Annotated in this window: 18 protein-coding genes; 1 reads left to right on the top strand and 17 read right to left on the bottom strand. The window is 42.3% G+C overall.

The genetic code is table 11. The annotated features are described in order from the left end of the window. Nucleotides 1-19: 19 nt before the first annotated feature. The 10 genes from LK416_04245 to LK416_04200 all read right to left on the bottom strand — a co-directional run bounded on the left by LK416_04245 (nucleotide 20) and on the right by LK416_04200 (nucleotide 12,704). Complete coding sequence (locus tag LK416_04245) at nucleotides 20-964, bottom strand: cation diffusion facilitator family transporter (GenBank protein UEA75399.1); 945 nt, start codon at nucleotides 962-964, stop codon at nucleotides 20-22. A 686-nt stretch (nucleotides 965-1,650) separates the two neighbouring features. Beyond that, nucleotides 1,651-2,184 (bottom strand): hypothetical protein, encoded by a 534-nt coding sequence (locus LK416_04240; protein UEA75398.1) that lies wholly within the window; start codon nucleotides 2,182-2,184, stop codon nucleotides 1,651-1,653. Between the two features lie 14 nt (nucleotides 2,185-2,198). Next, entirely contained in the window at nucleotides 2,199-3,167 is a 969-nt protein-coding gene (locus tag LK416_04235) for a hypothetical protein (protein ID UEA75397.1), read from the bottom strand. A gap of 81 nt (nucleotides 3,168-3,248) precedes the next feature. After that, nucleotides 3,249-3,689: a hypothetical protein gene (locus tag LK416_04230; protein UEA75396.1), complete on the bottom strand. Its 441-nt coding sequence runs from the start codon at nucleotides 3,687-3,689 to the stop codon at nucleotides 3,249-3,251. Between the two features lie 26 nt (nucleotides 3,690-3,715). Further along, nucleotides 3,716-4,864, bottom strand: coding sequence for a polymorphic toxin type 35 domain-containing protein (locus tag LK416_04225; protein UEA75395.1), 1,149 nt, complete (start codon nucleotides 4,862-4,864; stop codon nucleotides 3,716-3,718). A 75-nt stretch (nucleotides 4,865-4,939) separates the two neighbouring features. Next, the gene (locus tag LK416_04220) at nucleotides 4,940-5,470 is read right to left on the bottom strand and encodes a hypothetical protein (GenBank protein UEA75394.1); all 531 of its coding nucleotides are present in this window, start codon (nucleotides 5,468-5,470) and stop codon (nucleotides 4,940-4,942) included. 21 nt (nucleotides 5,471-5,491) lie between these two features. Continuing rightward, complete coding sequence (locus LK416_04215; protein ID UEA75393.1) at nucleotides 5,492-8,719, bottom strand: hypothetical protein; 3,228 nt, start codon at nucleotides 8,717-8,719, stop codon at nucleotides 5,492-5,494. Between the two features lies 1 nt (nucleotide 8,720). After that, nucleotides 8,721-11,951, bottom strand: coding sequence for a hypothetical protein (locus LK416_04210; GenBank protein ID UEA75392.1), 3,231 nt, complete (start codon nucleotides 11,949-11,951; stop codon nucleotides 8,721-8,723). Nucleotides 11,952-11,993: 42 nt separating this feature from the next. Beyond that, nucleotides 11,994-12,566, bottom strand: coding sequence for an accessory gene regulator B family protein (locus LK416_04205; protein ID UEA75391.1), 573 nt, complete (start codon nucleotides 12,564-12,566; stop codon nucleotides 11,994-11,996). Nucleotides 12,567-12,572: 6 nt separating this feature from the next. Further along, nucleotides 12,573-12,704 carry a cyclic lactone autoinducer peptide gene (locus LK416_04200; protein ID UEA75390.1) on the bottom strand — a complete coding sequence of 44 codons (132 nt, stop codon included), beginning with the start codon at nucleotides 12,702-12,704 and terminating at the stop codon, nucleotides 12,573-12,575. Nucleotides 12,705-12,960: 256 nt separating this feature from the next. Between LK416_04200 and LK416_04195 the strand changes: the two genes are divergently transcribed. Continuing rightward, nucleotides 12,961-13,266, top strand: a complete 306-nt coding sequence (locus LK416_04195; protein ID UEA75389.1) for a helix-turn-helix domain-containing protein — start codon at nucleotides 12,961-12,963, stop codon at nucleotides 13,264-13,266. 146 nt (nucleotides 13,267-13,412) lie between these two features. Here the strand turns inward: LK416_04195 and LK416_04190 are convergent, their stop codons facing one another. From LK416_04190 to era, 7 genes are all read right to left on the bottom strand, one after another. Continuing rightward, nucleotides 13,413-14,414, bottom strand: a complete 1,002-nt coding sequence (locus LK416_04190; GenBank protein UEA75388.1) for a GHKL domain-containing protein — start codon at nucleotides 14,412-14,414, stop codon at nucleotides 13,413-13,415. A gap of 246 nt (nucleotides 14,415-14,660) precedes the next feature. Then, complete coding sequence (locus tag LK416_04185; GenBank protein UEA75387.1) at nucleotides 14,661-15,404, bottom strand: LytTR family DNA-binding domain-containing protein; 744 nt, start codon at nucleotides 15,402-15,404, stop codon at nucleotides 14,661-14,663. Nucleotides 15,405-15,467: 63 nt separating this feature from the next. After that, nucleotides 15,468-15,716 carry a DUF6075 family protein gene (locus LK416_04180; GenBank protein ID UEA75386.1) on the bottom strand — a complete coding sequence of 83 codons (249 nt, stop codon included), beginning with the start codon at nucleotides 15,714-15,716 and terminating at the stop codon, nucleotides 15,468-15,470. Between the two features lie 265 nt (nucleotides 15,717-15,981). Beyond that, nucleotides 15,982-18,627, bottom strand: coding sequence for a pyruvate, phosphate dikinase (gene ppdK / locus LK416_04175; protein UEA75385.1), 2,646 nt, complete (start codon nucleotides 18,625-18,627; stop codon nucleotides 15,982-15,984). 279 nt (nucleotides 18,628-18,906) lie between these two features. After that, a complete protein-coding gene (locus LK416_04170) occupies nucleotides 18,907-20,304 on the bottom strand; it encodes a glycine--tRNA ligase (GenBank protein ID UEA75384.1) in 1,398 nt (465 codons plus the stop codon). A gap of 65 nt (nucleotides 20,305-20,369) precedes the next feature. Then, the gene (gene recO / locus LK416_04165) at nucleotides 20,370-21,113 is read right to left on the bottom strand and encodes a DNA repair protein RecO (protein UEA75383.1); all 744 of its coding nucleotides are present in this window, start codon (nucleotides 21,111-21,113) and stop codon (nucleotides 20,370-20,372) included. Next, on the bottom strand, nucleotides 21,110-22,015 hold the full coding sequence (gene era / locus LK416_04160) for a GTPase Era (GenBank protein ID UEA75382.1): 906 nt from the start codon (nucleotides 22,013-22,015) through the stop codon (nucleotides 21,110-21,112). Before era ends, recO begins: the two co-directional genes overlap by 4 nt. Nucleotides 22,016-22,082 lie beyond the last annotated feature (67 nt).

The raw sequence follows: 22,082 nt of genomic DNA, 5'->3' as shown, positions 1-22,082 counted from the left end.
TGGAATCTTTTGCATTATCCTAATCCGGTATAATCTCTATATATACCTGATCGTATTTGTATTTCAGTTCTTGCTTGATCTCATCCCGGACACGATGCAGAATACTGATATGTATGACATCTGTTTTATTTCCAATATATACTTCAACCCAAAGCTTCCGTCCAGTCTGGATAACATCTAAGAATGTAACCTCATAGGGATAATCATTCATATGTTTATCCACGATTCCACGTATCTGATTTAAGACATCTTTCTCCGGCGCAAATAAAATCAGATTTTTAATGCTCTGGAAGATCTCCTTTACCGGTTCTTTTATAAGAAGCAGTGCCATAATTACAGCTACTGCAGGATCAATATATGGCGTCAAAAAACGGAATCTCGTTGTAAGCAATATCATCTGAACTGCAAATGCTACGGCTACTCCCATACTACTTATAACATCAAGCTTCCACATATAAAGCTCAGCTTTGATCGTCGTAGACTCATACTTTTTACTGTAATGACCAAGCAACAGATACATGCCTGCACACCCAAGACATACAAGCAATTCAAATATAGCAATACTGCCGGCATCAACTTCATGTCCACCATGTAATAACAGCTTTATATTTTCAACCATCAGATTGCAGGTAAGTGCTAATAATACACTGTACTTTACCAGTAAGAACAATGATTCTACCTGCGCATATCCATATGGATGCTTCTCTGTCACCGGTTTATAAAGCAGGGGCACAAGCACCAGAAACGGTCCGATCATCACTAAATCTGCTGCATCAAACAAACAATCAGTCCACAAGGAATGCGAATGAGTAAACCATGCCATCACACCTTCCGCTACTATAAACAATACGCTTCCAAGAAATGATAGTTGTAATATTCTCTTTTCAATCGTCAGTTTCTCTTTCTTTTCCCTACGTTCTTTCTTTACACTGTCCTTTTTCTTCGTACTATTATCTGTCTTCATCTGTTTTTTCTTTCTACCTTCATCTTTTTCTATTCTTCAATCTCACAACTACCACTATAACACAAAAATCCCGCCCGGCATACACCAAATGAGATTCTTTGTATCGTTCACAATTATATGCAAACATATAATTTTAATTATTAACTAACAAAAAGCCCCTGTTACTGCAATATAACAGTAACAGAGACTTTTTATTATTGACTATTATAATTCACGTTTTCGTGCAGTCTATTATTTGTTAGCGATTGCAGCCTGTGATGTCAGTCACAGTAAGACGCTCCCCTGCCTTGCCCTGACCGTAGGTATACTTTGCATACGAATCCACGCCGTAATCATCCAGCGCATATCCGTCTATCAGAAGTTCCTCTCCCACTTTTATCTCTGTCTTTGCTGTGTCTATATACACCGCATAAGCGGGTACGTCAAATATGCTGTCATAGCTGTCATATATAGCTTTGTCTGCATCCGTGGCAGGCTCGTATGCGAGCAGTACACTCTTTTCCCATACAGCTCGGAAGCCGTGAAGCTTGTGAGCACATCACCGTCTATACCGAAGCTTACCTTGTCCCTGTCTGAATCCGGTATCTCAGCCCAGCTATGAGAAGACTTGCCCGGTCATACTACGAATCCTCTATAAATCCAATACCTTTATAACACTACTCATATTTGTATGCTACGAGCAAACACTAATTAACTTTCCAGTATTTTATCTGTCTAACAATGTCCTCTCGTACCTTTTCCTCAGTTAAATAATCTGGAAATACACCATCCTTCTTATAATCATCTGATATTGTAATGTTCCTTTCAAGCAATTCTTTTAAAAATTTAATAATCTTTGCTTTTTTCTTATGATCAAAAGCCTTAAATGCTCGCAACAAATCTGTGTAGGTACTAATCTCTCTAATCAGCGTCCAAGTATCTTGTATAGTCATGTTATCGCTAATATATTCTTCAGCAATTCTTATACCATTCTTATCGCCTAGTAACGAAGTAAAATGGCAATACATATCAAAAGCATGTGCTGTTTTATACATATTTTTACTTCTTAATAATTCTTTGTATTCAGCATTTTGCTTGCTTTTGAGCCATTCCTTTTCTAAAGATTTCGGTACACAATATCTTTTATATTTTTCATATTGTCCATCACGAACCATCTGATAATAGCTGCCATCATATTTATCAAAAACAGCCTTGGCATCTTCAAAATTCTTATTACTCATAACTATTCTAGCTCCTAATTGATTATTGCTTCCCATATATCCCCATTTTTTATAAATGAATATCCATGTTCTACTAAAAATTTTACCTCACTTGAAAAATACCCATCTGCTTCTGCTGGATTATGAGATAAAATAAAATTTTTTCCCTGCGAAAGCTGTTGCTCTAAAAACCTTTCATTTATATACCACATATTATCATTCCCAACTATTTCTTCAATTTCTGCCCAGTTATCCAATTGAAAATATGTTGCATTTTTTTCCTTCGCAACATTAATGTATGATACTCCATCTTTGTTATATTTCCCCAAAACAACTGTTGTTGCGGTACTATTGTGTGTTGCACCTTTTGCCAACCGAGCATAAAAATACTGAATATTAATGTACCCTGTAAGTGTCACTTCTGCCAAAGCCAGATTACCTAATCTGCCCATCATGTCTGCTGCCTGCTCTGCAGAACTTAAATCTCCCGTAAACAAATAATCGAGGTTATCAGTCCACATTTCATAATTCAACGCTATCATCGCAACAACAAGTAAACCCAACATAGTGCCATATGCCACCAATGAAAACGGTGTTAGCGTAAGTGCGAAGAATTGAACAGCAGCCCAAACCAACATTGACGTTGCAGCAGCCGAAGAAAATGTAGCGCATAATCCTCCAAGCGTCAAAAGCGCCGATAATGCACCCCCATTCAGCCCTCCGGATATCATATACGCCCCTGCTCCGGTCTCAGGGTCTATGACCATATACCCTGTTCCCGACCAGCTGCCTATCGTCATGTCCTCTGCCGGAATTGTGACTATCTTACCTGCGTTTACGGCTTCCGTCACTGCCTGTTTTGTGGTGTCTGTTGTATTCAGTTTTTCCATCTCTTCCGCCATGTTAGCGGATGAGATGAGCAGAAGTTCTATCCCCTTCTCCTGTGCCGCAGCCAGTATGCTGATGGTTGATACGCTCTCGTATCCTGTGAGCTCCTCCCACACCGTACTCTCGTAAATATTGCTTACTTTTTCCCTTATTTCTCCTCAACTTAATCCAACCTATACATATCTGCATGTATTACATTATCTACTTGCATTAAGACCTAATATCATTTTCGCTGTTTTATTATTTTTGTCCATTGTTAATAACAGTTCTGCATATTCCTTAGCATGACTATAATCCATAATGCGTTCAGGAAGTCCATAAAAAAATAGGATTCTTTCTAAATTTCCAATGCTATTTTGTATTTTAAGTGCAAGTCTTGAATAATAATATGCCGCATGATATGCTCCCTCATAAAATGCTAACGGTCCCAATAACAAATCAATTAAGACGTCTAACCAGAACATATCCTGTGTAGTTTTAAACATATCCTGTGCAAATAACAGCAGGGTTACATTTTCTGTATCATTTGCACATATGATAATTGTATCTCTAATCAAATTCCTATCCATATCCTTACACAAGCCTTTAGCAAAATCAAATTGTCCGTCTAATATATATTTAACAAATTTTTTTTCCATTTCACTCATTTCCCTCCAGTGTATATTCAATTAACCCATGCATTTGATATAGATATTCTTCCATCATAAGACTTCATATAAGTTACCGTAACCTCATAGCCATTTAATACAGCTGTTTTTTTATATGCAGACTTATATGAACCTTCTTTGCCTGTTTTCATAACATTTACTATTATACTTTTTATATCCTCCCAATTTTTATCAGAAACCAAATATTCCCAATTATGTTCAGAACTTTTACTACCATTAATGATATGGTTTACTTTGTTATCGCTAAAACCATTCAGTTGTTCTAAACATTCAGAAGCATCCTGACCATTGACATACATATTATCGATTTTATTTAATCGACCATTAATTTGACTTGCCACGAATACTTCTGCCAAAGCCAGATTACCTAATCTGCCCATCACGTCTGCTGCCTGCTCTGCAGAACTTAAATCTCCCGTAAACAAATAATCGAGGTTATCAGTCCACATTTCATAATTCAACTCTATCATCGCAACAACAAGTAAACCCAACATAGTGCCATATGCCACCAATGAAAGCGGTGTTAGCGTAAGTGCGAAGAATTGAACAGCAGCCCAAACCAACATTGACGTTGCAGTAGCCGAAGAAAATGTAGCACATAATCCTCCAAGTGTCAAAAGCGCCGATAATGCACCCCCATTCAGCCCTCCGGATATCATATACGCCCCTGCTCCGGTCTCAGGGTCTATGACCATATACCCTGTTCCCGACCAGCTGCCTATCGTCATGTCCTCTGCCGGAATTGTGACTATCTTACCTGCGTTTACGGCTTCCGTCACTGCCTGTTTTGTGGTGTCTGTTGTATTCAGTTTTTCCATCTCTTCCGCCATGTTAGCGGATGAGATGAGCAGAAGTTCTATCCCCTTCTCCTGTGCCGCAGCCAGTATGCTGATGGTTGATACGCTCTCGTATCCTGTGAGCTCCTCCCACACCGTACTCTCGTAAAGCGACCCCATCATACCCGTGCTGAGCATGTATTCTCTTGAAGCGTCCTCATCACCAGTGAGGCTGATTACGCTGTGGCGGTCTGTGTCCACGTCTATGTACAGGCTGCCCTCGCTGAGTCCGGATACCTGTCCGTACAGCTTATCACATCTCAACTCGTAGCCCGTGATACCCTCGCTCAAGTCTCTTACGGCTGTCACACCGTATACTATCTATATAGATTACTACATTAGAATTGTGCATCGCAGAATCCTCATTATAGTTGCTTGTACATATCACGTGATTATTTTTAGCTTATATTTTATTAACTGATATTTTGAATTGTAAATCTCTGAAATTTTATATAATTCAGGTTTTTTATTCGCTTCATTAAGTAATCTTTCTACCAAACGGCAAAACTCAATCATTTGCTTTTTGCACTTTTTATGATATGAGCGAAAAATCCAGCCAGTTTCTGCACTAACATCACTTCTGCCAATGATTGTTTCTGCGATATTCATGCTGTTTTTTGCATCTAACTTACTTTCAACTTTCTTTCCCGTATCCAGCATTATATCTATAGAGTCAGGGATTATTAAACATGGTTCTAGCAAGCTATCCATCTTGAAGTATACGAGCCACGGCTTATCAGACTTCTCAATTTCAGAACTATATATTTTTGCTTTTTGAATGCGCCAAATATTCTCTTGTTTTGAAGAAATTTTCATACTTCTGTATTGATTATATTTTAATAAATCCTGATCATACATATAGAAAGAATTTCCATCATATTCTTTAAAAAATTTTTCTGCTTCAACAATATTCATAAACTTTCCTCACCTCACCATTTACTCGAGAATAGCTTTCCACAATTCATCATCAACCTGAGAAAATGTATAACCTAGTTCTGATAAATAATCTATTTCCCTCTGATAAAATCTTTTGCTTCCATCTCCAAACAAATATTGTAATTCCGGGTTATCTGTCAAAATAATTGTTTTATTAAGTTTAATTTGATTATCTATATATTGTTTATTTATTTTCCATATTTCGTTATAATTGTTATTTAAGCTTTTAACCAAATCTGACCATTTGCTCTCGTCTAATATAAAATATGTATAATTATTATCCGAAGCGTACACATTATATTTACCAGTTGTTCCTAAAACACATGTATCGCTTTCTTTGTTTTTTGTTGCTAATTTAACGTAATATTTTATTTGTGAATTGTTTAATGTTGCGCTTATGCTTGAGATACTCTTTGATAAGCCTAATTCCACCAAAGCCAGATTACCTAATCTGCCCATCATGTCTGCTGCCTGCTCTGCAGAACTTAAATCTCCCGTAAACAAATAATCGAGGTTATCAGTCCACATTTCATAATTCAACTCTATCATCGCAACAACAAGTAAACCCAACATAGTGCCATATGCCACCAATGAAAGCGGTGTTAGCGTAAGTGCGAAGAATTGAACAGCAGCCCAAACCAACATTGACGTTGCAGTAGCCGAAGAAAATGTAGCACATAATCCTCCAAGTGTCAAAAGCGCCGATAATGCACCCCCATTCAGCCCTCCGGATATCATATACGCCCCTGCTCCGGTCTCAGGGTCTATGACCATATACCCTGTTCCCGACCAGCTGCCTATCGTCATGTCCTCTGCCGGAATTGTGACTATCTTACCTGCGTTTACGGCTTCCGTCACTGCCTGTTTTGTGGTGTCTGTTGTATTCAGTTTTTCCATCTCTTCCGCCATGTTAGCGGATGAGATGAGCAGAAGTTCTATCCCCTTCTCCTGTGCCGCAGCCAGTATGCTGATGGTTGATACGCTCTCGTATCCTGTGAGCTCCTCCCACACCGTACTCTCGTAAAGCGACCCCATCATACCCGTGCTGAGCATGTATTCTCTTGAAGCGTCCTCATCACCAGTGAGGCTGATTACGCTGTGGCGGTCTGTGTCCACGTCTATGTACAGGCTGCCCTCGCTGAGTCCGGATACCTGTCCGTACAGCTTATCACATCTCAACTCGTAGCCCGTGATACCCTCGCTCAAGTCTCTTACGGCTGTCACACCATATGCCTCAGCCGTCATTATGTCAGCCATATCCACCTGTGCGAAGTAAAGCCTGCCCGCAAGTGTCAGGAGCTTGCCGAGATAATCTGTGCTGTAGACATTTGTCTCGGTTACGCTGTCTGAGAGTGCAGAAGCCTCATCATATATTTCCTGAAGCTCTGAGGATGTGATGCTCTGCATGTCCAGAGTGACCGCGTACATCGAGCCAGTTGTCACATCGTTTGTCACGTCATGGCTGCCTAGAGCCGACGACAGTCCTATGGTAAATGTCTGCTTTGTCCCGAGGGTTATCTCGAGGTACTCGTCGCCCTCCGCTGTGACCTCGCCGTCCACATAGATGACAGGCTTCATGTACACCGCATAGGCGGGTACGTCGAATATACTGTCATAGCTGTCATATATGGCTTTGTCTGCATCCGTGGCAGGCTCGTATGCGAGCAGTACACTCTTGCCATACAACTCGGAAGCTGTGAAGCTTGTGAACACATCACCGTCTATGCCAAAGCTTACCTTGTCCCTGTCTGAATCCGGTATCTCAGCAAATATGACAGTCTCTCCGTATGTCGCATACTGCAGCGAAGCCGGAAGATAACTCTCTTCTTTCTGTGAGATAATACGTTTTCTCGTATACATGGAATCCGTGTCCATCGAACCGAGCTTTTCTTCCCATGTATCAAGAAGCGTATCCATCTGTGAGGCGTCCCCGGTCTCAGCAAGCTTCGCCACCTCATCATTGAAACCCGCATCATCGAGAGCGTCATAGATGTTGTCCACGTTCTCATATGACTTGATTTCTGTGTCCAGATCCAGCCATACAGAGCTGCCGGAAGCGTCTCCGGCTCCCCTGTAGTCCGTATAAGGTATGTAGGAGCGCACCCACACATGCTCCATGCGCACATATACAAGCTCGCCGTCAAGCGTAAGCTTTGTTACCGGTGTACCCGCTGCCGCAAGCACGTCAGCCGCATGCTCTGCCGTATCAGCTCCGGTAAGTGACACCGCCTGCTCAGGTGTGAGGTCTATGGTTCCCTTTACATACGCTGACGGATATCCCAGATATCTCAGCATGGCTATGAGAAGGCTTGCCTGATCATAGTCGTTGCCGCTCATGGCGTCGTATGTTCCGTTTGCACCCTTGCGGCTGCCGTGGTATGTCTCATAGCCTATGTTATTCTTTATGTAGTTGTATACTGCCAGCGGCGTCTTCAGCTCGTCAGCTTTCTCCTTTACAGTATCCAACAGTTCTGTCTCACTGGCAAGTGCGAGATACTCGGTTTTCTCGCTTTCATCCTCGGACATAACTGACGAAGCTTCAGGTGTGTCCGCGTCAACATTGTACTCAGCCGTTTCTGCCTCGTGTACAGGCTCTGTATCAGGTATATCCTCGCCGTAAGTCTCATACGTTTCATCAGCGCCAAGAAGCTTTGTAAGCTCATCCGTCTGCTCTGCCGCTGTCTCCATATCCCCCTGACCCGCCGACTCTTTTATTCCGGCAAGCAGTGCTGATGCCTCATCACGGCTCTCAGATACTGATTCATTGAACGCCTTCTCTCTTTCCTCATATACAGTGCGCGCCTCATCGTCCAGACTATCGCTCACTTCCTGCAGGGCGGTCTGCCATTCTTCCGCCGCAGTATAAGATGAGTCCAGCTGCCCGGACAGTGTATCGGCAAGCTCAATCACTCTGTCCGCATCGCCGCTGCTTACACTCTCCGAAAGCTGTGTCATGACATCGTCTGCTTTATCAGCCTCGTCTGTGACTGCTTTCTCTGCAGTCTGCCATACCGTCTGAATTTTGTCTGAATCATCCTGCGATTCTGTTTCATCTGTTGTTATTTCTCCGTTTTCGGTATCCGCATATGTCTGGGCGGTCTTCGTTCCGACAGAGGCTGACTCCTGTCTGCTTCTGCAGCCCGACAGCATACATACACACAGAGCAACAGATAATAACGTGCATACGCTGCGGTACCATATTTTTCCCTTTTTACATCTCTCTATCATCTTATTCTCCCTCCATGCGGTTCTGGTTGTAGTAACCCGCCTGTATAATTACCCTCTTTGCCACAACGCTTCCTATGTAATCGAATTTCGAGACATTTATCGTGACCGTTCCCTCCGGTGCGTATATCAGTCCCTCTCCCTCAAATGCCGTAGCCTGTATTTTTATGTCTCCCTTTTCCGAGCACAGCACGACAGGCTCATCCTCCGCGCCGCAATGTATCGTGTTTGCATTGAAAGATATGTCACCGCCGGACATCAAGCTTGCCGAAAGCGTCACGCTGTTACACCACGCGCCTGTAGTTTTCAGGCATATCGTCGGAACGATTATATCCGTGCTGTTGTACACTGCAATCTCCGTGAGAGGAGCTCCCTCAAGTTCCATATCATCCTTTATGTCCTGTGTATAATCCGGAACATCCAGAGGCTGTACGTTCTCCTGCATACCCGCGATATCCAGCACTCCGCCCGCTATGGAGAGGCTCCCTGCCGATGATGCCGTCCCGTTAAGATGTATCGTGCTTCCCTGAAACCTGAACGTCTCTGCCCCATATATATCGCCTGTAATATCCGCCTCGCAGCAATAGAGCTGCACTTCTCCATCTGTTGCGATAAGCGCCTGATCCAGACTCAGATATTCCTTCCCCTTTGGTATCTCTATGCTGATGACTGTCTCATCACTTATGTTGCCCGCATTGTCCACCGCGCATATGTGCAGATACACCGTCTGCCCCGGCTCATATGCGGTTAAATCATATTCGCTTAAATCAATTTTCAGTGTGCCGTCAGAAGCTTCCGACACCTCAGCCGCCGGCTTTCCTTCATCTGTCTTTTTTCTCAGCTCGTCCATAGGTTCTGTCGAATCACTTATGCCGGTAATAAATCCTCTCATGCCGGACAGTGCCGTGGCATCCACTATGTTTGATTCCACGTTTTCTCCGTGCCCTGAGCTTACAGCCTCCACATAGTACTGATAGTCAGTTCCCATATCCTCGGATTTGCATATAAATGTTCCGGTTTCACTCTCAGTTATATCCGGCTGTGTCGGTGCCGCCTCATCATAGAACGAGTTGTCCTTTGCCGATGTTTCGCTTGTAAGCTGCTTCAGATAAAACAGTGTGTTCGCAAAAACTTTTCTCTCATCATCAGTCGCCTGACCGTTGCTGTGTCCTGTCTGTATCATGGCAAGCTGGTTGTTTGTCACGAGATAGGCAGCTGTGGTTGCTCCTGTCTCCGAATCTGTGCTGTACCACGTTCCAAATTCCATCCAGACTGTTGAAGAAAGCGCTCCACCCGAATACTGTCCGAGAGTATGTGCACTCGGTATCTGTAATGTTCCTGACAGTTTCCACGGATAACTTGTGAGCATACCCGAGTTTACAACCCTCACTGTGCTGCTCGGCGTATAACTGCACCATGTTGCAACTTTAATGCCGAGATCATCTGCGAATCTTGCAAAATTGGGATGATAACAGCTTGATATACGAGCCAGTGTATCATGACCAAACATGGCTCCGCGTCCTGTATCAATAAAAGCCTTTGTCGCCTCATATCCTTTTTCCGAGAGATCCTGTCCGGCATTTGAATCGTATGTTCCAAACATCAGCACGTCGTACTTGTAATCTCCGTTTTCGTCCTTCAAATATTTATCCGGGTCCGAATTATAACTCCCTATGTATACCGTGTCTATGACAAACAGCCCTTTGCCGGCAGGCTCACCCGTGTCGCTCACTGTCTGCTCCATCCAGTTCTTCAAATAATTCTGCGCGGCATAGCACGGATAGATATTGAGAACCCTCACCTTCTCCGAGCCGTCCCACGTGGAACGCGTCTCCCATTCGCCGCCATTCATCTTCCTGAATACACGATATCTGTAAGTATCGTCATCATTGCTTATATCATTCCATGACAGATTAACTGAATACCCGATTCCTGTCGTCACATCAGCAGTGAGTGTGAGCTTTTGTCTCTCAGTCACATGTACGGAGAACTTAATCTCATCTGATGCAAGCACCTCTGCCTCGTCATCCACCGACACAATCTCTGTTTTCAGGATATATTCTTTCCCCTCCTGAGCCGTTGCCTCAAGTGCCGAATCAAGCGAAGCTTTCGTATTCGAGGCAGACAGTTCCATCTCCTTTGTGACAGATGCTGTCGCTTCTCCGTCCTCTGTGATGGTATACCGCACATTCATGGTCACATTCTGATTGGTATCATATGATATGTCAGTATGAAGCGACAGACTCTGTGTCTCTCCGGCTTCCAGCACATATGTATCAGTCTCAGTCTCCACGTTCGTAATGCTAAGGCGCAGTGTATGATAACTGTCTATCTCGTCAAGCAGAAGTATGTACCATATCGTGTCCGTGATATCCCCGTACACGCTTCCGTCGCTTCCCTGTACGGAATGAAGCTTCTCCTCGAAAGCATCCGCATCCTGTATCAGTTCTCTTCTGTACATATACATGGCAAGTACTGCCTGTTCGGCAAATGTATCCTCGGAAAGTTCCCCTGTGAATCTGTCCTGACAGTATGCGTCAAGTGCAGTCCACGCCGGTAAATCATCACACCCGCACATGGAGAGAATCATTCCCGCATACGCCGTCAAATACGGTGAGCTGTCAGATGCATCCGTGTACGCATACCCTCCGTCGCTTTTCTGTTTCCCCGCAAGGTAGAATGCTGCGTCTCCTGCCGCGTTGCTGTAATCTGCGGTCGCATCCGTCGGTGTAGCCACAGCCTGAGCGCATACCGCCGAAAGTGCAAGCACGGTGTCATAGACATCGCTCTCATATTCTTCTGTAAGACCGAAACCCCCGTCAGGATTCTGGCGGGACATGATATCAGAAAGCAGTGATTCTACCTCTTTTGAATCTGCGGACATATACTCTGCCCGCGCGATATGCACCATCTCATCGGTATTCATATCCTTATGGCTGCCTTTCCATTTCTCAAGGAAAGTGCTGTCTGTCGGCTTTCCTTCTCTTCCGAGTATAGTCAGAGCGTTGGCTGTATCATTTATCAGGTCTGTATCACCCCAGCCGCTCACATCGTCTTTCTCGCCGACAAGCCAGCTTATCGCCTTTGTTTTATATGTACCAGTTTCCTCAGTCTCTTCCGCCGCCACAGTATAAAATGGCACACATTCAAAACACATGGCAATACACAAAAGCAATGCCAACATAGAAGAGAATATTCCACTTCTATTCCATAAAGATATTTTCCCCTTTAACATGATTTTTTTCCTTTCATTTGTTGCAAAATATATAATTGATGTTTACTTTCCCTTATTTTTTCTCAGCTTAATACATCCCATCACAAGCAGTGCTGATGAAATTAAAAATGCCATAACTATCGGCAGATATATGACCGATATTCCCTCATACAGTGTAAACACGGCTAATATCGTTTCAACCAGAACTATAATCCTTGTCCTTTTTTGATAAATTCTATGCTCGATATCATCGAGAGGCTTATTCTCCGTGCCAATCGGAGCAAGCAGCCATAGAGTCAGCACCGCGCAGAGCAGAAGCCCAAGCAGTATCATCTGTCCGTATGCCAGCCTGTTTACGGCATATACCGCAGTATAAGCTGCAAGCAGAAGCGAAACCGACATAACTCTGCAGCCCCATCTGGTCTGCGCATGATATCCTCCCGCGCTGCTCCTTATGGGATAAAGAAACACCCACAGCAGAACGCCCGAGAGGACATCACCGTAGCAGAAGCCGACAAGAACTGTAAATCCAAAGGCAAGCACGTTCTCCCTGATACGCTCAAGCCCATAGGCTATGATCTCCTTCTCCTCATCGGAGTCATATTCGTTGGTTACATATTCCTGCAATGTCTTCATCGGCTCTTAGAATTTGCGCAGCTTCTTGACTGCCTTTGGCTCTTTCGGCTGATATGCCCAGAAACAGCAAGCTGAGTTAGCTGCTTTCTCCGCCGATTTCTTTGCCATCTTGTTTACGAGCTTCTTTGCCTTGTTCATACTGCATCCCTCCTGTGATATATTTTGCTATTTTGATATTAGCCGTCTAAATCATAGCACATTTTTTTCTTAAAATTCGCCATATGTCATAACTAACAGCTTTTTTGTCATAACTCGTGTTTTTTTGCCAAAATCCGGTTCTTTTTGTCATTTGTAACTATCAAATAAGATAATTATAGTTGACTTTGAATTGAATATACTAATGAAAGGACAAACATGTAACATGACATAATCGTATTTTTTGTGAGGAATAAAAATGGTAATGGACATATCTGAACGTATCAGGGAATTGAGAGAAGTCATCGGTATAACCCAGAGTAATTTGGCAAGCGCACTTAACATATCTCGCTCAGCAGTAAACGCATGGAAAATGGGTACATCAAAACCCTCTATAGACACTCTTGTTGATTTGGCTGATTTTTTTCATGTATCTACAGACTATTTACTTGGAAGAAATGAATTGCAGCTAATTGAAATATCAGGAGTAAGTCCAGAAGGCGTAGATATTATTCTCCGTCTCGTCCATTATTTTTCTGCGGAGAATTCAAAAGAAAACAATTAACAGAATATACTAGGAAATGACATGAAACCTTACACAGCATAATCATACCTTTTATAGAAACAAAATAGTCATTGACATACCTGAGCGTATCAAGAAATTAAGAGAAGCTGCAGGCATAACCCCAAGCAGCTTGGCAGACATCATTGTTAATTGAACAATATAACTCTGACTATGAAAGTATTTTCAGTAGCTTCAAACTGTATCTCACCATTATTTTGATTCACAACATCCTGTACACTCTGTAAACCCATGCCATGATTATACGAATCATCTTTGGTGGTAAGGAAATGTCTCCCTGATTTACGCAGTTTACCGCTGTAGCTGTTCTTTACCAGAATCCTCAATGTCCCTTTGTCCATATTGATTCTAACATAGAGGTATTTTTCTTCACTGGACTTTGCCGCCCTGACTGCATTGTCAAGCAGATTGCCCAGAACAATGTTGAACTCAAACGAATTACGCAATTCTTCCGGCAGACATATGTCCGTTTCAACATGAATTCCGTCCTTCTTTGCCAACCCAAGCATATAATTCAAAAGGCTGTCTGTCTCAATATTGCCAGATTCTGAAATTGCCCTTGAATTCTGCATATAGTCCGTCATGCTTTCTATGTATTTTAAAACCTCATCGCGCTTATTCTGCATGGTCAGAAGCTGTATCTCTGACAAATGATTCCTGATATCATGGCGCATGCGTCTTACTTTTTGTTCTGATTCAAGAATAATGTCCAACTGGTTTGAATATTCCTTGACATACTGCCTGAGAATTTGGTTCTCATATTTTTCCTGAGCGGATTCAAGAAGCATATTATACAAATACAGCACCAAGAAATTTATACATAAAAGTCCCAATCCTACTGCTATAAAGTCGCCTGATATATAATGCTTCATGTAAGCCATATACAAAAGTATACATATACTGATAATCGGCACAATTATCAGAGCCACGCTCGGCACTATCTGTTGCTCATTCCGGCTCTGCATTATCCTTCTCAGAAGACACATAAACACAAACATAATCATATCGACCATGACGAATGTCAGCATATCCAGTGCATCTCCTGATTTGTATGCCGGAGTCAGCAGACTTGTAGCAAGCATATCACAGCCCATGCACACAATAGTAAGTATTACAATAATAAAAATCACATATTTTCTGTTTCTGGAATACACGCACACGAGCGCACCTATGCCGAGAACATTACATATAAGATTAATCAATGATATATTAAGACAGATAAACAACGCGCTGTTTACCGCATAAAAAACAATACATACTCCTACAACATGTTTCTTATCCGGATTCTCTCCCTGAAAAAACATGTCTGTAAGATGCTTAATCAGATATATTCTGAACATGTTGCACATTAAATATACTGCCGTGTACATTTTTCTTCATCCCCTCTCCAGCATCTTGCTCCGTACTTCTTTCCGAAAATTTTGACTAACAGGGATCTGTGTACCGTCCATCATTAGTATCTGTGTATATTCATATTTTTGTATGTAAGCAATCTGGACGATATAAGACCTATGAACTTGCAAGAAAGATTCGTCCGACAGAATTTCCTGAGCAACCTCTTTTATCTTTCTGTAATATTCATACACATCCACTTTTGTATCTAAGCCACCATTTTTTTGTTTTTTCTCCGTGACAAGTCTGATTTTTCTGCCATCACTTTCAAAATAAAGGATAGATCTAAATGGTATATAATGAGTTTTACCAGCCACTTTACATTGAAACACCTTCTCTTCTTTTACGAGAAACATAACAGCCAAATCAAGACATTCCTCTACCTTAGATTTTACAAGCGGCTTCACAAGAAAATTCATCGGCATTATATCAAACAGGCTCATTGCATATGTTGTATTTGCAGATATAAACACAATCTTCATGCTATAATTATTCAGTCTATGCCGAATATACTGTCCTATATCTACACCGCTGGTCGTAATCAAATCAATATCCAAGAATAATAAATCAATCGCATTTCCATCCTCAAGATAATCCACCAGTGCCTCTCCCGTACTCCATATCTCTGTATCAAGTCTCAAGTCATGCTTCTTCCCATATTCTTTAACGATCCTTTCAATTTCCGAACAGATTGCCGACCCATCATCACAAATTCCTACTCTAAGCACTCCCATCAATCCCCTATAACTAAACAAAATATTTACATTTCAGATTATATCACCCATACCATCCTAAATCAAATGCTTTGCAGTAGAAGGTATTGCTCTTTGTTTCCTTATAAGCCATAATAAAAAGTTAAATGACAATCTAACATACCATAAATTCAGTACTTTCTTCACGTAGATTTCATCGCAATGCCGTCTCGTGTCCTCAGATATGCCAAGGATATAAATGAGTGACTTGTGATAACTGTCTCTGTATCTCGCTCTCGCTAATTTTTCTCTGTAAAATGTCCTGTGATCTACTGATTCAAATACCATGTGTTGTTCATAACCTCGAACCTCCTTTAGGAATTTTGTATAAAATAAAAGGACTCTACCTCTTAGTAAGAGATAGAATCCTTAGAAAACCCAATAAAAAAGGGGAAAACCCAATATTTGGAATTTTCCCCTAATTATCAAAGATAGATTTTACAAACGAAATCCTTAAAACGGTTCGCTTTCGTGTACTCCGGACGATGTGTCATGAAATCATTAACATCAGCTCTGGTAATCAGAAATTCCGTGAAGTACATATAGTTGTAATCTACTTTCCTGCATTGTTAGCGATTGCAGCCTGAGCAGCAGCAAGTCTAGCGATAGGTACACGGAATGGTGAACATGATACATAATCAAGACCGATCTTGTGGCAGAATTCAACGGATGAAGGATCTCCACCGTGCTCACCACAGATACCGATATGAAGCTTTGGATTAACCGGCTTGCCAAGTTTAACAGCCATATCCATGAGCTTACCAACACCAGTCTGGTCAAGCTTAGCAAATGGATCATTCTCAAAGATCTTAGCATCATAGTAAGCATTTAAGAACTTACCTGCATCATCTCTTGAGAAACCAAATGTCATCTGTGTAAGGTCGTTAGTACCGAAGCAGAAGAAGTCAGCTTCCTTAGCGATCTCATCAGCTGTAAGAGCCGCTCTAGGGATCTCGATCATTGTACCAACTTCGTACTTCAGATCTACGCCTGCAGCAGCGATCTCTGCATCAGCAGTCTCAACAACTGTCTTCTTAACATACTTAAGCTCTTTAACTTCACATACAAGTGGAATCATGATTTCTGGCTCAACATTCCAATCTGGATGCTCTTTCTGAACTTCGATAGCTGCACGGATAACAGCCTTTGTCTGCATCTTAGCGATTTCTGGATATGTTACAGCAAGACGACATCCTCTGTGACCCATCATAGGGTTGAACTCATGAAGTGAGTTGCAGAGTGCCTTGATCTCTTCTACTGACTTATTCTTAGCCTTTGCAAGCTTCTCAATATCTGCTTCCTCTGTAGGAACGAACTCATGAAGAGGTGGATCCAGGAATCTGATAGTAACTGGGTTACCTTCAAGTGCTTCGTAAAGAGCCTTGAAATCTCCCTGCTGATATGGAAGGATCTTATTAAGAGCTTCTTCTCTTTCTTCTACTGTATCTGAGCAGATCATCTCACGGAATGCTGCGATTCTTTCTGGATCAAAGAACATATGCTCTGTACGGCAAAGACCGATACCTTCTGCACCAAGCTCACGAGCCTTCTTAGCATCTGCTGGTGTATCAGCATTTGTTCTAACCTTAAGTGTTCTGTACTTATCAGCCCATGCCATAACACGACCGAATGTACCTGCGATTGAAGCATCAACTGTCTTAATAACTCCATCGTAAATGTTACCTGTTGTACCATCGATTGAGATGAAATCTCCCTCATGGAACTCTTTGCCTGCAAGTGTGAACTTCTTGTTCTCTTCATCCATAATGATATCGCCACAACCTGATACACAACAAGTACCCATACCACGAGCAACTACAGCAGCATGTGATGTCATACCACCACGAACTGTTAAGATACCCTGTGCTGACTTCATACCTGTGATATCTTCTGGTGATGTCTCAAGACGTACAAGAACAACCTTCTCGCCCTTAGCTGCCCATGCTTCTGCATCGTCAGCTGTAAATACGATCTTACCACAAGCAGCACCCGGTGAAGCACCAAGGCCCTTGCCCATTGGTGTAGCTGCTTTAAGAGCTGCTGCATCAAACTGTGGGTGAAGAAGTGTATCAAGGTTACGAGGATCGATCATTGCAACTGCTTCTTCCTCTGTCTTATGTCCTTCATCAACAAGGTCACAAGCGATCTGAAGAGCTGCCTGAGCTGTTCTCTTACCATTTCTACACTGAAGCATGTAAAGCTTCTTGTTCTCAACTGTGAACTCCATATCCTGCATATCATGGTAGTGATTCTCAAGAGTCTCACATACCTTAAGGAATTCTGCATATGCTTCTGGGAATTCCTGCTCCATCTGAGCGATTGGCATTGGTGTACGAACACCGGCAACTACGTCTTCGCCCTGTGCATTGATAAGGAACTCACCCATAAGCTTCTTCTCACCTGTTGCAGGGTCACGAGTAAATGCAACACCTGTACCAGATTCATTATTTAAGTTACCGAATACCATAGGCATTACGTTAACTGCTGTACCCCATGAATAAGGGATATCGTTATCTCTTCTGTATACGTTTGCACGTGGGTTGTCCCATGAACGGAATACAGCTTCGATAGCTAACTTTAACTGCTCAACTGGGTCTGAAGGGAAATCTGTTCCTAACTGGTTCTTGTATTCAGCCTTGAACTGCTCTGCAAGAGTCTTAAGATCAGCTGCTGTAAGTTCTACGTCGAACTTAACACCCTTCTCTTCTTTCATCTTATCGATGAGCTGCTCAAAGTACTTCTTACCAACTTCCATAACAACGTCTGAGAACATCTGAATGAAACGTCTGTAAGAATCATATACGAAACGCTCGAATGCTGGATCTGGGTTGTGTGCGATCATTGCAGCAACAACTTCGTCATTTAAACCAAGGTTAAGGATTGTATCCATCATACCCGGCATAGATGCTCTAGCACCTGAACGAACTGATACTAATAATGGATTCTCAAGATCTCCGAACTTCTTGCCGTTGATCTCCTCCATCTTCTTAACACCTTCCATAGCCTGTGCCATGATCTCGTCGTTGATCTTACGACCATCTTCATAGTACTGAGTACAAGCCTCTGTTGTGATTGTGAAACCCTGTGGAACTGGAAGACCAATTGTTGTCATCTCTGCAAGGTTTGCACCCTTACCACCGAGAAGATTACGCATGGTCATGTCGCCTTCGCTAAACATATAAACCCACTTGTTTGCCATTTGTTTATTACCTCCTACGTATCTAATTAAATATATGCTGAAAAAAGCCTGCTTTAGGGCAGAATTTTCCCACCACTCTGACGTGATTATATCATATGACCTAATAATATTAAACCACTTTTTTCAATTTTTTTCTCTTTTTAACCGCATATTCCGGAATCTTTTTCAAAAAGAAAGAGACATCCGCCGGATAATGTTCTTTTCCGACAAATGTCCCTTTTATTTTACAGATTCGATCAACCAGATACTCTATCTGAGATATTGATTCATTTCGTCTGATTAATATTCGAATTTCTTCTCAAAATATGCCTTCAGATCTTCGATCTTTACTCTTTCCTGCTCCATGGTATCTCTGTCACGGACAGTTACAGCACCATCTTCTTCTGAATCAAAATCATAAGTTACACAGAACGGAGTTCCGATCTCATCCTGTCTTCTGTAACGCTTACCGATATTTCCTCTGTCGTCGTATTCACAGTTGTAGTATTTGCATAATTCAGCATATACCTTTTCTGCTTCCTCGCCAAGTTTCTTGCTCAGTGGAAGGACACCGATCTTAACAGGTGCAAGTGCAGGATGGAAATGTAATACAGTTCTTACATCCGGCTTCTCCTCTGTTCCGATATTTTCTTCATCATATGCAGCACAAAGGAATGCAAGTGTTACACGATCAGCACCAAGTGATGGTTCGATAACATATGGAATGTATTTCTCTTTCTTCTCATCATCAAAATAATCCATTGGTTCGCCGGATACAGTCTGATGTTGGGTCAGATCATAATCCGTTCTGTCTGCGATACCCCAAAGCTCGCCCCATCCAAATGGGAATAAGAACTCTATATCTGTTGTTCCCTTGCTGTAGAAGCAAAGCTCTTCCGGTGAATGATCACGAGCACGCATCTCTTCATCCTTGATACCAAGGTCTTTTAGCCAGTTGATACAGAAGCTTCTCCAGTAATCAAACCATTCAAGGTCTGTTCCCGGTTCACAGAAGAATTCCAGCTCCATCTGCTCAAACTCTCTGGTACGGAACGTAAAGTTACCCGGTGTGATCTCGTTACGGAATGACTTACCGATCTGTCCGATACCAAACGGGATCTTCTTTCTGGATGTTCTCTGTACATTCTTGAAGTTTACAAAGATACCCTGTGCTGTCTCAGGTCTTAAATATACTGTGTTCTTTGCATCCTCTGTTACACCCTGGAATGTCTTGAACATCAGGTTAAACTGTCTGATACCTGTAAAATTATGTTTTCCGCATGAAGGACAGCAGATATTCTTTTCTTCAATAAAGCTCTCCATTTCTTCATTTGACCAGCCATCAACGGAACCTTCGATCTCCATGTTATTCTCTGCCATGTAGTCTTCGATCAGTTTGTCTGCACGGAATCTTTCATGGCACTCTTTACAGTCCATCAAAGGATCTGCAAAACCGCCAAGATGTCCGGATGCTACCCATGTCTGTGGGTTCATCAGGATCGCACAGTCAACACCTACATTATATGGATTCTCCTGTATGAACTTTTTCCACCAAGCCTTTTTTACATTGTTCTTTAACTCAACACCAAGGTTACCGTAATCCCATGTATTTGCAAGTCCACCATAAATCTCTGAACCCGGATATACAAAACCTCTGTTCTTTGCTAAAGCAACGATCTTGTCTAATGTCTTTTCCATAATGTCCTCCATTTATATTTCATCTTTATATTTGTACGTTATTGTACCTTCTCTCCCTGTTTTTTTCAAGACAGGGATTCAATTATTTCTACAGAATTGAATTTCCGGTCTACATATACCGCCAGAAATTCCTTTGTGATCATCATAAGTTCTTCCAGCACGCTGTCTGAAACCGTGAAATTATACAGATTTCCAAGCGTTGCTCCATTAATATACTGAAGCACATATCTGGCGTCCTCTGATATATGGATACTTTTCTTAGCCTTGCTCCGGCAGTTCTCACACAGGATTCCACCGGATAAGGGATCAAATATCCGTGTCAGCCTGTCGCTTCCACAGATTGGGCAGTGAAAGCTCTGCAGGCCCTGTCCAAAGATATCCATGATCTTCAGTTCATATACACAACGGATCAGTTTCACCGGCAGCAGTCCTTTTTTTAATGCATTCAGGCTGACAAACAGCAGATTCAGATAATCTGCCGACCGGTCACCTTCTCTTGTAAAATATGACATCATCTCACAAAAGTAAGATCCGTAACAGTATTTGTTCATATCAAAGGTCAGTTCATGAAAATATTCCTTTGCATCTACGTTGATAAGTGTATATGCATTTCTTCCCGGATATACAGTAAATGCTCCCATGACAAACAGCTGCGTCTTTGAGATCAACTGGCTGCTTGGTCGTCGGACTCCCTTTGCAAATGCTGTGATCTTCCCCTGCTCTCTGGTCAGTATAACAAGCCGTCTGTCATATTCTCCCTGAAGACCGGAGGAAAGCACGATTCCGTTTAATACTATCTCATCCTTCATGATTCATCCATCTTATAACCATAATTTCGAAGAAGGGTATCGGTATCCCGCCAATCCTTCTTCACCTTTACCCAAAGCTTCAGATTCACATGTGTATCTAATAGCTGTTCAATGCCATACCTTGCATTGCTGCCGATCTTTTTCAGCATTGCGCCCTGTTTTCCGATAATAATACCCTTATGGGAATCCCGCTCACAGATGATTGTTGCATCTATATCCATAAGCCGTCCATTCGGACGTTCCTTCATCGAATCAATAACAACCGCGATTCCGTGTGGAATCTCTTTATCCAGAAGTCTTAAAGCCTGCTCCCGGATCAGTTCGGATACGATCTGTCGCTCCGGCTGATCGGTGATCGTGTCTTCATCATAGAACTGTGGTCCGTATGGAAGGTATTTGAACAGCGTCTTTATCAGTTCATCTTTGTTCTTTCCCTTTAATGCCGATACCGGAACGATCTCCGCATGACTGCAGGCATCCTTATAGGTCGAGATCGCCTTGAATACTTCTTCTTCACTTACCGCATCGATCTTATTTACCACAATGATGATCGGAGTCTTAACACGTTCTAACTGTTCAATGATATACCGTTCTCCTGCTCCGATAAATGTCGTTGCTTCAACAATCCACATAACGACATCTACTTCATTTAATGTTCCCTCTGCCACCTTTAACATATATTCACCAAGCTTGTTCTTGGCCCTGTTGATTCCAGGTGTATCGAGGAAAACAATCTGTCCTTCATCCGAGGTATACACGGTCTGAATACGGTTTCTTGTTGTCTGCGCCTTACTGCTCGTTATCGCGATCTTCTGTCCGATCAACTGATTCATCAGTGTGGATTTACCTACATTTGGTCTTCCTATGATCGCAACAAATCCTGATTTGTATGTATCGTTCATACTTCTCCTTCCATACTCTGTATGTATTCATGTTCTCCATTCGGCACAGAATCCTGTAACCTGCCGG

The sequence above is a fragment of the Lachnospiraceae bacterium GAM79 genome (assembly GCA_020735665.1).
Taxonomy (GTDB): Bacteria; Bacillota; Clostridia; order Lachnospirales; family Lachnospiraceae; genus Coprococcus.
This window is presented reverse-complemented; position numbering and strand designations above follow the sequence as displayed.

Coding starts and splice junctions, on each gene's coding strand:
- LK416_04195 (UEA75389.1), top strand. CDS start 12,961: ATGGTAATGGACATATCTGAACGTATCAGGGAATTGAGAGAAGTCATC.
- LK416_04245 (UEA75399.1), bottom strand. CDS start 964: ATGAAGACAGATAATAGTACGAAGAAAAAGGACAGTGTAAAGAAAGAA.
- LK416_04220 (UEA75394.1), bottom strand. CDS start 5,470: ATGAATATTGTTGAAGCAGAAAAATTTTTTAAAGAATATGATGGAAAT.
- era (UEA75382.1), bottom strand. CDS start 22,015: ATGAACGATACATACAAATCAGGATTTGTTGCGATCATAGGAAGACCA.
- LK416_04240 (UEA75398.1), bottom strand. CDS start 2,184: ATGAGTAATAAGAATTTTGAAGATGCCAAGGCTGTTTTTGATAAATAT.
- ppdK (UEA75385.1), bottom strand. CDS start 18,627: ATGGCAAACAAGTGGGTTTATATGTTTAGCGAAGGCGACATGACCATG.
- LK416_04180 (UEA75386.1), bottom strand. CDS start 15,716: ATGGTATTTGAATCAGTAGATCACAGGACATTTTACAGAGAAAAATTA.
- LK416_04230 (UEA75396.1), bottom strand. CDS start 3,689: ATGGAAAAAAAATTTGTTAAATATATATTAGACGGACAATTTGATTTT.
- LK416_04200 (UEA75390.1), bottom strand. CDS start 12,704: ATGAACAAGGCAAAGAAGCTCGTAAACAAGATGGCAAAGAAATCGGCG.
- LK416_04215 (UEA75393.1), bottom strand. CDS start 8,719: ATGATAGAGAGATGTAAAAAGGGAAAAATATGGTACCGCAGCGTATGC.
- LK416_04205 (UEA75391.1), bottom strand. CDS start 12,566: ATGAAGACATTGCAGGAATATGTAACCAACGAATATGACTCCGATGAG.
- recO (UEA75383.1), bottom strand. CDS start 21,113: ATGAAGGATGAGATAGTATTAAACGGAATCGTGCTTTCCTCCGGTCTT.
- LK416_04210 (UEA75392.1), bottom strand. CDS start 11,951: ATGTTAAAGGGGAAAATATCTTTATGGAATAGAAGTGGAATATTCTCT.
- LK416_04170 (UEA75384.1), bottom strand. CDS start 20,304: ATGGAAAAGACATTAGACAAGATCGTTGCTTTAGCAAAGAACAGAGGT.